This window comes from Rhodococcus sp. IEGM 27 (assembly GCF_033142305.1).
Lineage (GTDB): Bacteria > Actinomycetota > Actinomycetes > Mycobacteriales > Mycobacteriaceae > Rhodococcus_F > Rhodococcus_F oxybenzonivorans.
In genome coordinates, this window is record NZ_JAWLSG010000006.1 from 42,827 (window position 1) to 55,845 (window position 13,019).

The 13,019-nt window shown below is 66.3% G+C and carries 12 protein-coding genes; 2 read left to right on the forward strand and 10 right to left on the reverse strand.

Going from position 1 to position 13,019, the window contains the following annotated elements; all coding sequences use genetic code 11:
* Positions 1-46: 46 nt before the first annotated feature.
* The 6 genes from R4P95_RS20985 to R4P95_RS21010 form a co-directional block, all read right to left on the reverse strand.
* Complete coding sequence (locus R4P95_RS20985) at positions 47-487, reverse strand: Fur family transcriptional regulator (RefSeq protein ID WP_317745171.1); 441 nt, start codon at positions 485-487, stop codon at positions 47-49.
* A 48-nt stretch (positions 488-535) separates the two neighbouring features.
* Positions 536-1,222 carry a hypothetical protein gene (locus tag R4P95_RS20990; RefSeq protein WP_317745172.1) on the reverse strand — a complete coding sequence of 229 codons (687 nt, stop codon included), beginning with the start codon at positions 1,220-1,222 and terminating at the stop codon, positions 536-538.
* On the reverse strand, positions 1,206-2,918 hold the full coding sequence (locus tag R4P95_RS20995) for a GMC family oxidoreductase (protein WP_317745173.1): 1,713 nt from the start codon (positions 2,916-2,918) through the stop codon (positions 1,206-1,208). Before R4P95_RS20995 ends, R4P95_RS20990 begins: the two co-directional genes overlap by 17 nt.
* Positions 2,915-4,405 (reverse strand): NAD(P)/FAD-dependent oxidoreductase, encoded by a 1,491-nt coding sequence (locus R4P95_RS21000; RefSeq protein WP_317745174.1) that lies wholly within the window; start codon positions 4,403-4,405, stop codon positions 2,915-2,917. The genes R4P95_RS20995 and R4P95_RS21000 overlap by 4 nt, the downstream gene beginning before the upstream one ends.
* Positions 4,402-4,926 carry a TetR/AcrR family transcriptional regulator gene (locus tag R4P95_RS21005; RefSeq protein WP_213577381.1) on the reverse strand — a complete coding sequence of 175 codons (525 nt, stop codon included), beginning with the start codon at positions 4,924-4,926 and terminating at the stop codon, positions 4,402-4,404. Before R4P95_RS21005 ends, R4P95_RS21000 begins: the two co-directional genes overlap by 4 nt.
* A 158-nt stretch (positions 4,927-5,084) precedes the next feature.
* On the reverse strand, positions 5,085-6,869 hold the full coding sequence (locus R4P95_RS21010) for a multicopper oxidase family protein (protein ID WP_317745175.1): 1,785 nt from the start codon (positions 6,867-6,869) through the stop codon (positions 5,085-5,087).
* A gap of 138 nt (positions 6,870-7,007) precedes the next feature.
* Here R4P95_RS21010 and R4P95_RS21015 point away from each other — a divergent pair, with 138 nt between their 5' ends.
* Complete coding sequence (locus tag R4P95_RS21015) at positions 7,008-7,946, forward strand: formylglycine-generating enzyme family protein (RefSeq protein ID WP_317745176.1); 939 nt, start codon at positions 7,008-7,010, stop codon at positions 7,944-7,946.
* A gap of 86 nt (positions 7,947-8,032) precedes the next feature.
* Complete coding sequence (locus tag R4P95_RS21020; RefSeq protein ID WP_317745710.1) at positions 8,033-8,938, forward strand: hypothetical protein; 906 nt, start codon at positions 8,033-8,035, stop codon at positions 8,936-8,938.
* Here the strand turns inward: R4P95_RS21020 and R4P95_RS21025 are convergent.
* The 4 genes from R4P95_RS21025 to R4P95_RS21040 all read right to left on the reverse strand — a co-directional run bounded on the left by R4P95_RS21025 (position 8,885) and on the right by R4P95_RS21040 (position 13,013).
* Positions 8,885-9,550: a GAP family protein gene (locus R4P95_RS21025; RefSeq protein ID WP_317745177.1), complete on the reverse strand. Its 666-nt coding sequence runs from the start codon at positions 9,548-9,550 to the stop codon at positions 8,885-8,887. The genes R4P95_RS21020 and R4P95_RS21025 overlap by 54 nt on opposite strands.
* 98 nt (positions 9,551-9,648) lie before the next feature.
* Complete coding sequence (locus R4P95_RS21030; protein ID WP_213574454.1) at positions 9,649-10,680, reverse strand: aspartate-semialdehyde dehydrogenase; 1,032 nt, start codon at positions 10,678-10,680, stop codon at positions 9,649-9,651.
* Between the two features lie 3 nt (positions 10,681-10,683).
* Positions 10,684-11,949 carry an aspartate kinase gene (locus R4P95_RS21035; protein ID WP_159918953.1) on the reverse strand — a complete coding sequence of 422 codons (1,266 nt, stop codon included), beginning with the start codon at positions 11,947-11,949 and terminating at the stop codon, positions 10,684-10,686.
* A 95-nt stretch (positions 11,950-12,044) separates the two neighbouring features.
* A complete protein-coding gene (locus R4P95_RS21040; RefSeq protein WP_317745178.1) occupies positions 12,045-13,013 on the reverse strand; it encodes a hypothetical protein in 969 nt (322 codons plus the stop codon).
* Positions 13,014-13,019: the final 6 nt, after the last annotated feature.

Here is a 13,019-nt window from a genome sequence, read left to right on the forward strand (position 1 = left end):
AAAGCCTCCAGAGTGCTTCATTGTGAGGGTGGTAGATGAAGACGGGTCAGGACTGGGTTGCCGTCGGCCCGGGCCGGCACTGTTCGCACAGACCCCAGAAGACGACTTCGGCCTCGTCGACCTGGAAACCGTGCGACTGCGACGGCTCCAGGCACGGCGCCTCACCGACGGCGCAATCGACGTCTGCAACGGTGCCGCACGATCGACACACGAGGTGGTGGTGATTGTCTCCGGTTCGCGTCTCGAACCGTGCGGGTGACCCCGCGGGTTCGATACGGCGAAGGAGACCGGCGGCCGTACACGCTTTCAGCACGTCGTACACGGCTTGCGTGGACACCGAACCCAGCTGGTCGCGCACCACGGCAGCGATGTCGTCGACGTCGGAATGCGGCTGCGCGGCAACCGCATTCAACACCGCCACCCGGGGCGCAGTGACACGGAGGCCCACGTCACGCAATTGCGCTCGGGGATCGTGGTCGTGTCGCATGTGTTCCAGTATGGCCCTTTTTTGGAATTAGTCAAGAAAAGCGATCGCTCAGCGCAGCTTTGCCGGCCCGGTGGTCATACGGCCGTCCGTGATCACGACACCATGATGAGTTCCGGCCACCAGCCAGTCGGCCAGAGTGGGACCCTCTGCCCGAACGCTCACCCGGGCGTACCGGAAGTGCCCGCGCAGGCGGGCCGACGCCGTCACCAGGCGTCCGCCCGACTCTGCGGGCTGAGCGAACCCCAAGGCGCCCGCGATCGGCAGCCGCGGACCGCGCGGGTGCGCCGTCGTCGACACACGCCACGCCCCGAAGGACGACGCGGATGACGCCTCGAAGGACGACGCGGATGACGCCTCGAACACACCGTGGACGTCGCCGTCGAACGCTGCCGGGACCTTGGGCAGGCTCCAGTGCACGCGTCCGCCGTGGACGGACGGTTCCGAGTCGACCGCGATGAACGGCACGGCCATGCGCGGCAAGGGACCGCTGCGACGCCCGGGCGCCCGCAGCACCGGGCTGGCCAGGATCTCGCGATACGGCCCGACGGGCGAGTCGAGGTAGTCGACCATCATGGCGAGGGTCACCGGCAGCACCGCACCCTCGGGTCCGAGATCACGGGCGACGGCGGTCGCGCGATGCCACCACAGCGTTGCACGCACCCCGGCCGGCCACGGCGGCGGCGCGCTCTCGGGCCATTCGGTGCGGTCGGTGGCCGATTCAGGCACGCTCCACATCGACGGCCTCCTTTCGAGTCGTCACGGTGAGCGGAAGTCGCAGGGCTCCCGGCGCGTCGGCCGGTACCACCGGGAAGCGCGGCGGCGTCGGGTCGATACGTACGTATGGCTCACCCGGATCAGGTCTGGGGTCCAGCTCTCCCTTGTTCGGCCACAACGCGAACGCCCGCTCCGCTTGCGCCGTGATGGTGAGCGACGGATTGACGCCCAGGTTGGCGCTGACCACGGATCCGTCCGCCACGTGGAGTCCGTCGTGTCCGTAGGCCCGCAGGTACGGGTCGACGACTCCGGTGTCGGGCGAGTCGCCGATCGCGCAGCCACCCAGGAAATGGGCGGTCATCGGGATGTTCACCACGTCGCCCAGCGAGCCACCGGGGTCACCGTCGATCTTGTCGGCGACCTTGCGGATGGCCGTGTGCCCCTGAGGTATCCACTCCGGCGGCGGAGCGCCGGGACCGGGCCGACTGGTGACCGCGCGCCCGAGGCGGCCCCGCCCCTTGGTGAGTTCCAAGGAATTATCGTCGGTCTGCATCACCAGCGCGATGACCGTCCGCTCGGACCAGTGCCGCACCGACAGACTGCGCAGGAAGGCGTCGGGTCGGCGCAGTGCGACACCGACGGTCTTCAGCAGTCGAGGTGTCCGGCCGCCGCCATCACTGAGGACGGTCTGTAGCAGCCCGATCGCATTGCTGCCCTTGCCGTATCGGACAGGTTCGATGTGGGTGTGGTCGTCGGGGTGGAATGAGGACGTGATGGCGATGCCACGCGTGAAGTCGGTGCTCCGGTTCTTCGCGGTGGCCGCGAGTACGGCCTCCGAATTGGTCCGGACGACCGTTCCGAGCCGCGGCGACAACCGCGCCAAGGTCCCGGCCTCCTTCATCGCGAGGAGCAGCCGGGCCGTTCCGTACGTGCCGGCAGCCACGACCACCTGGTCGGCGGTGAAGGTGCTCTCCCGCTTACGGATACCGTTCGTTCGACGAGTACGCACCTCGTATCCGCCGCCCTGGCGTGGACGTAGTTCCTTCACCGTGGTGAGCGGATGGATCCGCGCACCGGCCTGTTCCGCCAGGTACAGGTAGTTCTTGACCAGCGTGTTCTTGGCCCCCACGCGGCACCCGGTCATGCAGCCACCGCACTCGGTGCAGCCGGCCCGATCAGGGCCCTTGCCACCGAAGTACGGGTCCGCGACCGCGACTCCGGGCTCGCCGAAGAAGACACCGACCGGCGTGGATGTGAACGTCTCACCGACCCCCATCTCTTCCGCCACCTCGCGCATGATCGCGTCGGCCGGGGTGAACAGCGGGTTGGTCCGCACGCCCAGCATCCTCTTGGCCTGGTCGTAGTACGGCGCCAACTCCGACTGCCAGTCGGTGATGTGCGCCCACTGCTTGTCTTCGAAGAAGCGCCGGGGCGGCTGATACAGGGTGTTGGCGTAATTGAGCGATCCACCGCCGACGCCGGCACCCGCCATCACGAGCACATCGGGAAGTAGGTGGATACGTTGCATGCCATAGCAACCCATCCACGGGGCCCACAGATAGCGACGCAATCTCCAGCTGGTCTCCGGCATTTCGTCGTCGGCGAAACGCCGTCCTGCCTCCAGCACTCCGACCTTGTAGCCCTTCTCGGTGAGCCGCAGCGCAGCCACACTGCCGCCGAAACCCGAGCCGACCACCACCACGTCGTAGTGCGTCACGCGACGGCCTCCTTCTCCGACCTCCGACGCGCCACGTAGTTCTCCCTGTCGAAGCGCTGCAGTTGCGAACGGAATCTGAAGGTGAACGTCGGCCACTGCACCGAATTACGGCCCTCCGCATCGTAATACCAACTCGAACAACCACCCTTGTTCCAGACGGTGCTCTGCAAGCCGGATTGAATCCGCGCGTTGTACCGTCGCTGCGCCTCCTCGGTGACCTCGAACGCCGTGATGTCGTTGTCGCGCATGGCATCGAGCGCGTCGGTGATGTACGCAGACTGCGATTCGAGCATGTAGACGATGGAGCTGTGCCCGAGGTTGGTGTTGGGTCCGTACATCAGGAAGAGGTTGGGGAATCCGGCAACCGTGGTCCCCTTGTAGGCGTGCGGACTGCCCTTCCAGTGCTCGGCCAGCGTGTGCCCGTCGGTGCCCCGGAGTGCATGCGCGACAGGAGGTTCCGTGGGAGTGAAGCCGGTGGCGAAGATGATGGTGTCGACCTTGTGTTCGTTGCCGACCGCGTCGACCACACCATCCTCGGTGATACCCGCCAGGCCTGCGTCGACGAGTGTGACGTCCGGCCGGTCGAGCGTCCGCAACCAGTCGTTCGACAACAACATGCGCTTGCAGCCGATCGTGAAATCGGGGGTCAGCTTCTGTCGCAGTTCCGGGTCGCGCACCTGCCGACGCAGATGTGCCCTGGCCACCATTTCGAACAACGGCAGCAGTCCGGTGGCATGGGCCAGGACTCCGCCGAGCGCTTCCCGGAAACTGTAGACAGAAGCACGGACAGCCTTCTGCACCAGAGGTATCCGCCGATACAGACGCTTTTCGGGATCGGAGAGCACTCGGTCGAGCCGCGGGATGACCCACGCCGGCGTACGTTGAAAGACCGTCACATGCTTCGCGCGGGGCGCGATTTCCGGAACGAACTGCATCGCCGAGGCACCCGTGCCGATGACGGCCACCCGCTCACCGGTGAGGTCGTGATCGTGATTCCACGTCGCGGAGTGGAAGGTGGTGCCGCCGAACGTATCGAGTCCCGGCATATCCGGGATGCTCGGGGTCGACAGGGCGCCGGTGGCCGCCACCACCACATCGGCGGTCAACGAACCACGGCTCGTGCGCACATGCCACACAGCCTTGGCGTCGTCCCAGTCTGCCTGCTCCAGGGCGCAGTCGGTCACGACCCGGGACAGGATGCCGGTGTCGGCCGCGACCTTCTTCAGGTACCGGTAGATCTCCGGTTGCCGGGCGAAGGTGTGACTCCAGTCGGCGCTGGGCGCGAAGGAGAACGAGTACAGCGACGTCGGGACATCGCACGCACACCCCGGGTAGGTGTTGTCGCGCCAGGTTCCGCCGACATCGTAACCGCGCTCGATGATCAGGACGTCGGCCTCCGGACGGGACCGCAGGATCCGCGCCGCGAGACCCATTCCTGCGAAACCGGCTCCTACGACCAGCGTGTGTACATGTTGCGGAAGACTCACGACTTCTTCACCTTCGATTCCCACGCCGGCAGCAGCCGCGCGCGTAGTGAGCGATCGGCCTCGGGCGTCCGGAACAATGCCGACACCGCGAGACCGCGAACCAATTCGATGCCGATCTCGATGGTGTCGGCGTCGTACCGATCACCGAACACCTCTGCAGACCCGTGTCGCAGGGCCTCGGTGACCTTCCGCTCCAGCGGAACCATCGCCTCGAACAAGGCGGGGTCGGTGCGGGCGGCCACCCACAACTCGAGTGCCGCATAGAACAACGGGCCGGAGAAGGCGTCGGCCAGCACGTCGATGCCGCGGTCGGTGTCCACCTCGGCGGCGAGAATCTCCGCCATCCGCTTGTCGACGAGGTACTCCACTGCCGCCACCACCAGCGACTCCTTGGTGGGGAAATGGTGGAGCTGGGCTCCCCGCGACACACCCGCCCGGCGGGCGATGCCCTGGGTGGTGGTGCCCGCGTAGCCGAGCTCGACCAGCGAGTCGACCGCGGCCTCGAGCAATCGTGTGCGCATCGCGGCGGTGCGCTCGGCCTGCGTACGGGTCGGTTTGGCGACTGCTATGTCGGAGGTCACATCTGCACTGTAGGCCGAAAAATCAAAACAGTCCAGACTGCTTTTAAATTGCGCAAACGCCTGTGAGTGCTTGTCAACAACGGGAGATTAAGAAGTACTCACGTGGCGAGGCGGTACTTCAGCATCATGTCGTGGTCCTCGTGATCGAGCATGTGGCAGTGCCAGACGTAACCCCGTAGAGGTTGGGGCGCCTGCCCGGTGTGTCCACCCGAGTGGTCCGTCGCATGGGCCGACATGCCGAAGGTCGCGTCGGGATCGAAGCCCAGTTCCTCGGCTGCCGGAAACCGCACGACGACTCGGGTGACGGAGTTGGCGTCGGCGATCACGGTGTCCTTGAAACCGGACTCCCACGGCTGCGGCGACAGCACCGGTCCCCGGGTGAACGGATCCGGAGACGGCGTCCACCGTGTCCCGACCGCGGGGAGCGGCGACGCCGACATCATTGCGGCCGTATCGACCGCCTGCCGCCCGAGTACGCGGAACCTCACCAGATGCAGATGAATCGGGTGCGGCTCCGGGGTGGCATTGACGATGTTCCACTGTTCGACCGTGCCCTGCCGAGGCATTTCGATGTCGTCGGTGGTGTAGCGCAGGTTGTTGAGGGACATGAGCGGTGACGGTTGCCCGAGGCCCTGTCCGATCTGCAGTACCGAGACATTGCGTACCACCTGAGGTTGCGCGACCGGTGCCAGTAAAGGCGGCTGCCGCCGGCCGCCGCGCAGGGACTGCGGCACCGGGCCGGTGAACCCCGCGGCAGCTCCCACGCGGAAACGGCAGAAACGCGGCATGGGCAGGACTCCGCGCTGCGCCACCTGGTCGGGGATCGCTTCGTCGTTGCGCAGCTCGACGGTCGCGCCGGGCGCCAGAGCACCGAAGTCGACGAGCAGGTCGGCGCGCTCACCCGGTCCGAGGCGAACATGGTCGACGGGGACCGGGGCGTCGAACAATCCGCCTTCGGCGCCGATGACCCAGAACCGCATTCGATTGTCGAAGAAGAGGTTCCACACGCTGAACGAGGCGGCGTTCACCATGCGCAGGCGGTACAGCCCGCGCGCCACGGCCATCTCCGGCCACACCTTGCCGTTCACCACGCCGGTGTCGCCGGGGGTCGCCGCTTCCCAGCTGCCCTGCGGGTTCAGCGGGTTGGAGCGGACGCTCTGCCTGCCGTCCTCCGTGAAATTCTTGTCCTGCAGAATCAGCGGAACCTCGAACTCGCCGGCGGGCAGCCCGAGCGGATTGCCCACGGTACCGGTGTCGAACTCGTCGCGAAGCAGGTATAGACCGGCCAGTCCAGCGAAAATGTTGAGCCGGGTGACCCCCATCGCGTGGTCGTGATACCAGAGTGTGCACGCGTCCTGCTGATTCGGAAACTCGTACACCAGCCCTTGCCCGCGCCGCAGCGTGTGCTCGGGGTGCCCGTCGAACTCGGGCGGATTGGACCCCCCGTGCAGGTGCAGCGCGGTCGCCACGTCGGTGCGGTCCGCTTCGGTCACACCGTGCAATCTGGTGTCCACATCGGCAGCGAGAGGATTACTCGCGATGTCGTTGCGGTAGACGAGCGATGTCCGTTCGCCGACCCGGGCCTCGATCGTCGGTCCCAGGTAGTCGACACCGCCGTACGCGAGCGCCGGGGAGGCGGGAAGGTCGGAGTGGAACGTGTGCATCGTGCTGCTCGCGTGCACCTCGACGGAAGTGCCACCGAGCGTCGGCAGCAGGGGAAGTGGGTCCCGAAACGGTTCGAGCGGCGGTGACCGGAAAACGAACGGCCGTAGGGGGTCGATGCCGAAGGGGAAGGCGCTTGCCGAGCCGACCCCTACGGCGCCCAGCCCGGCCGTCAGTGCCAGTCCACGAACGAACGACCTGCGCGGAATTCGTCCATCCATTCGCCGGCGCCCCCTGCACGATGAATATCCTGTTGCGACTCGGAAAGCCGACGGTACCTCGAGTGGGGTACCCCTCAGCCCGGTTTCAGCACCGGGGATTCTGTCGCACCTGCGCGCCGACCATGCCACGCTGGCCTCATGACTCGAGCGGTACCGAAGAACATGGCATGGATTCCGGGTGGCACATTCTGGATGGGATCGGAGGACTTCTATCCCGAGGAGCGCCCGGTCCACCAGGTGACGGTCGACGGGTTCTGGATGGACTCGCACCCGGTAACCGTCGCCGAGTTCCGGCGGTTCGTGAAAGACACCGGTCACGTCACCACCGCCGAGGTCGCGCCCGACCCCGCGCAGTACCCGGACGCGGACCCGTCGTTGCTGGTCCCCGGCTCGCTCGTGTTCACCCCGACACCGGGACCGGTGCCGCTCGACGACTACACCCGCTGGTGGTCGTTCACGCCGGGAGCGGACTGGCGTCATCCGGAGGGTCCGGGCAGCAACGTCAGCGGACGTGAACGCCACCCCGTCACCCATGTGTCGTGGTTCGATGCCCGCGCCTACGCGGAGTGGGCAGGCAAAGATCTGCCGACGGAAGCGGAGTGGGAATTCGCGGCGCGCGGCGGACTGGACCGACAACCGTTCGTGTGGGGTGACGAGCACGAGCCGGGTGGCAGGCCCGGCGGAAATGTCTGGCAGGGCCAGTTCCCCTGGGAGAACCTACTCGCGGACGGCTTCGCCGGCACGTCGCCGGTGGGTCACTTTCGGCCCAACGGATACGAGCTCAGCGACATGGCCGGCAACGTGTGGGAATGGACCACTGACCATTTCACCGCTGATCATTCCGCGAGCGGGAAAAATATCGCGCCGACCAGTTCCTGCTGCATCCCGGCCAACCCGCGCGTCGACACCGCGCGCACCGAGAACCCCGGCGAACCCTATGCGCGGCGAGTGATCAAGGGTGGTTCACACCTCTGCGCACCGAATTACTGCCTTCGTTACCGGCCGTCGGCTCGGCAAGGCGACACCGAGGAGACGTCGACCTGCCACATCGGTTTCCGATGCATCGTCCGCGAGTGAACGGGTGCCGGGCTCACCTGACGGGGATGAAGACAGATCGCGTTCACTGCGGTTGAGTAAGTAAGGTGCGGTCGACCAAGTTGTCAGTGATGCTGGCTCGGGAAGCTCTCGCGGCGCGGACCGAATCGGCCAACGGCTGGATGCAGGGCACTCCTCCGGGCCGCACGGTTCGACGCGTCATAGACGGGCTGATCGAGATCGAACTCGTCGACCGGTCGATGACACTTGCCGCGCGGATCTTCACGTCGGTGCTCCCCGTGATGATTGCGGCCTCGACGTTGAGCAGTTGGCACCTGACCGCCCGCACCATCAAGACCCAGTTCGGTTTCGACCCCGCGGAGTTGTCCTCCACTTCCGGCACCGTGGACACCACGGACCCGTCGTTCGCGGCCTTCGGGGTGGTCGGCCTGCTGATGATCGCGATCAGCGGCACGTCGTTTGCCCGGGCCCTCGCCCGGATCTACGGGAAGATCTGGAACGTCCCGTCGATCAATCTCCGGGACGCCTGGCGGTGGCTGGTGGTCCTGTTCGCCGTTGCGTTGTCGAGTACAGCGATCGGCCTGGCGAGTGAGCTCACGAGCGTCCGGTTCATCGGACCACCGCTCGCAGTCGCCGGGGAGTTCGCGGTGTGGATGGCCGTCTGGACTCTCAGCCCGTACCTGCTGACGATGGGCACCCTCGAGGGCCGCGTGCTCTGGGCCACCGGGGCGCTGACCGCCGCAGCACTGACCACTCTCCACGTCGGCGGACGTATCCTTCTCCCCCGGATCACCGCCTCGGCACAGCATCAGTTCGGGTCACTCGGCCTGGTGTTCACCGCGATCAGCTGGCTCTTCGTGATGTCCGTCGTCATCGTGGGAGCAGCGGTGATCACCAAGGCGCTCGCGCTGGACGAGGCCTACATCGGTCGGTACCTCCGCGGGCCGGACGCGGTCGCGTCAGAACGCTCCGCCGAGTCCCTTCCCGAGAACGACGGCTCCCATCACCAGTAGCAGCACGCTCATCACCGCGGCGTTGTTGGCCTGCAGCCAGACCTTCAGATTGTCGAGGGTGCCGCGCATCTTGTCGGCGGCGACTGCGTAGGCGACCACGGGAACGATCACCGTCGACCCGGCCAGCACGGTGAACACCGCCAGCGCGATCGCCTGCTCACCGCCACTCACACCGGACGAGCCGATCACCACGCCCGCGGAGACACACAGCAGAAGGTTCTTCGGATTGATTGCCGCCAGGACGAATCCGAGTCCGATCGATTTGACGATGTTCAGGTCATCGATTGCCCGCATCCACTTCGGTTGTTCCGCGTCGGCATTGCGACTTCTCCACTGCCGTCCGGCGAGCACGAGCAGGAGCACGCCGAGGACGATCTTGACCCATGACGTTGTCGCCGACGGACCATCGGAGTCGGTGGTATCGATACCGGCGGCGAAGAGCAGGACAATGCCGGTAGCCACAAGGATTCCCGCGATCCACCCCATGCCGAAGCCCGCGCTCGCACCGCCGGCGCGCTTCGACAACAACATCAGAATGACCGCGATGATCGGGATCGGTGAAATGGCGACACCGACTGCAAGCGGCAGCATTTCTCCGAGAACTGAGCCCATGTCCGAACCCTAGGGCCCGCGAACTCGTGTGCGCCTCGCACGTGCCGGGTGAACCGCACGTGAGTGGCAGAGCGTGCTCTGCCACTCACGTGGGGAGATCACACCAGCAGTTCGGCGATCTGAATGGTGTTGAGCGCCGCACCCTTACGCAGGTTGTCGCCCGATACGAACAGCGCCAGACCGCGGCCCTCGGGGACACCCGGATCCTGTCGGATGCGACCGACCAGCGACGGATCGCTTCCCGCGGCCTGCAGCGGGGTGGGCACGTCGACGAGCTGCACCCCGGGAGCCTTCGACAGAATCTCCTTCGCGCGTTCCACCGACAGCGGACGCTCGAACTCGGCGTTGATCGACAGCGAATGACCGGTGACGACGGGGACGCGGACACACGTACCCGACACCAGGAGGTCGGGCAGGCCGAGGATTTTGCGGCTCTCGTTGCGGAGCTTCTGATCCTCGTCGGTCTCACCGCTGCCGTCGTCGACGAGGGAGCCGGCGAGCGGGAGCACGTTGAACGCGATGGGCGCGACGTACTTGTTCGGGGCGGGGAAGTCGACGGCGCTGCCGTCGTGGACCAGCTTCTCCGCATTGTCGATGACGGCGCGCGCCTGGCTCACCAGTTCCTCGACGCCGGCGATACCGCTGCCCGACACCGCCTGGTAGCTGGACACGATGAGGCGCTGCAGACCGGCCTCGTCGTGCAGCACCTTCAGGACCGGCATCGCGGCCATCGTGGTGCAGTTGGGGTTGGCGATGATGCCCTTCGGCGGGTTCTTCGCCTCCTCCGGGTTGACCTCGCTGACGACCAGGGGAACGTCGGGGTCCTTGCGGAACGCGGACGAGTTGTCGACCACGACGGCGCCGGCAGCGGCGAAGCGTGGGGCCTGCTCGCGCGAGAGCGTCGCACCGGCCGAGAAGAGGGCGATGTCGATGCCCTTCAGGTCCTCGTCGGAGGTGGCGGACGCATCTTCGACGACGATTTCCTCGCCGCGGAACGGCAGCTTCTTGCCCGCCGACCGCGCCGACGCGAAGAACCGCACCGTGTCGGCGGGAAAGTTCCGTTCCTCGAGAAGAGTGCGCATGACGATGCCGACCTGCCCGGTGGCACCGACGACAGCGATGGTGGTCATGATTTACCGTCCCGTTCCTGCGTGCACGACAGCTTCTTCGTCGCCGCCGAGTTCGAATGCGTCGTGGATCGCCTTCACAGCCTTGTCCAGATCGGTGTCCTTGACGAGCACCGAGATGCGAATTTCGGACGTGGAGATGAGGTCGATGTTGATCCCGGCCTCGGCGAGCGCCTCACAGAAGGTGGCGGTGACGCCGGGGTGGCTCTTCATGCCGGCTCCGACCAGGGACACCTTGCCGATGTGATCGTCGAAGACGATCTGGGTGAAACCGATCTCGCCCTGCAGCTTGGACAGCTTCTCGACGGCGCGCGGCCCGTCGGCCGTCGGCAGGGTGAACGTGATGTCCGTCTTCCCGGTCTCGACCTTGGAAATGTTCTGCAGCACCATGTCGATGTTGATCTCCGCGTCGGCGACCGCGCGGAAGATCTGCGCGGCGTAACCCGGGGTGTCGGGGAGGCCGACGACAGTGACCTTGGACTCGCTGCGGTCGTGCGCGACTCCGGTGAGAATTGCTTCTTCCACGGGGATGTCCTCCATCGATCCGGACACGATGGTGCCCGGCTTGGTCGTGTATGACGAGCGGACGTGCACAGGCACGTTGTAACGGCGGGCGTACTCGACGCAGCGCAGCATCAGCACCTTTGCGCCGCACGCCGCGAGTTCGAGCATCTCCTCGAACGACACCGTCTCGAGACGCTGCGCGTCGGGAACGATGCGCGGGTCCGCGCTGAAGATGCCGTCGACGTCGGTGTAAATCTCGCAGACGTCCGCCTTCAAGGCAGCCGCGAGAGCCACGGCGGTGGTGTCGGAACCGCCGCGTCCGAGCGTCGTCACATCCTTGCTGTCCTGGCTGACGCCCTGGAATCCGGCGACGAGGACGATCGAACCCTCGTCGAGCGCGTCGCGAACGCGACCGGGTGTGACGTCGATAATTTTGGCGTTGCCGTGCGCACCGGTGGTGATGACACCTGCCTGCGAGCCCGTGAACGAACGGGCTTCGGCACCGAGCGAATGGATCGCCATCGCGACGAGAGAGTTGGAGATGCGCTCACCGGAGGTCAGCAGCATGTCCATTTCGCGGGCGGGTGGGGCTGGGCACACCTGCTGAGCCAGATCGAGCAGCTCATCGGTGGTGTCCCCCATCGCTGAAACCACGACGACGACATCGTTGCCGGCCTTCTTGGTCTCGACGATCCGTTCAGCCACTCGTCGGATTCGCTCGGCGGTTGCCACCGAGGATCCGCCGTACTTCTGGACGACGAGAGCCACGCGTTTCTACCTCCAGGTCGAAGAATCTGTACTGGTCCAGCTGTCGAGCTTACCGGCGCAGTCCAATGTGATCCCGGGTGAGTCCGTCGGGCCGCCTATCCGAACACCGTGGTCGCGGCCTCCGCGACCCTCGAGACTTCGGTGCAGTTCGCCCCGTGAACAGTGACGACTGCACCCGCGGAACCGAGCCTGCGGGTGAACTGGTCGACCTCGGCTCCGGGCCGCGTGATGTCGATCGGCTCACCCATCGGGCTCGTCCAACGGCACCGGTCGCCGATCGTCTCCGGTCCGGCGGGAACGGTTGGTCGGTTTTCCTTGACCGGCGACACGGTGAACGACACAGTCACCTCACTTCCGGGCACCCGCTTCGGGTCCGGAAACAGGACGCAGTCGAACGGCGTCGGCGGTGCGTCCGGATCGACGACGCGTCCGCCGGCGTTGCCCAACACGTCGAGGACTTCGCACGGGTCGTGGACCGCGAGTGCCACCTGATTGCGGGCCGCGGCGTCACGCGCGGGCAGTCCCGACCGCATGCTGTCGATCGCGGAGTCCAGCACCGCGTCGGCCAGCGGGCAGGCGTCCTCCCCGGCGACAGTTCCGACGCGGACGGTCGCGAGCTGGGGGTTCGCGCGTTCCTCCAGCGTTCCGAGGTTCAGCCGAAAGACGCGTTCACACGTCCCGCGCGCGAGGTCCGCGCCCGCGCCGCGGTAGACAGTGACCCCGTCTACCGTGTCCGGCCGGGTCAGCGCTGCGTCCGACAGCATCGATGGCAGCACAGACACGTCCACGTAGGTCGTCGCGCCGCCGGGCCGGGCAATCAGCGCCGAACACACCGGCAACTGCACAGCGGATCCGAATTGCTGAACCGTCCCGAACTGTCGCACCACGCCCTCGTCCAGAAGCGCGCACGGATCGGCGGCGCGCAGGGCGTCCTCGACGTCGATGTGACGTTGCTGCCCTGGATTCAACTCGTCCAGCGGAGACGCCCCCGCAGTCCCCGACACGTTGTGCGCACACCCGGACGTGATGACGGCGCACAGGAGCACCGCGGCAATTCTCTTCATTCGACC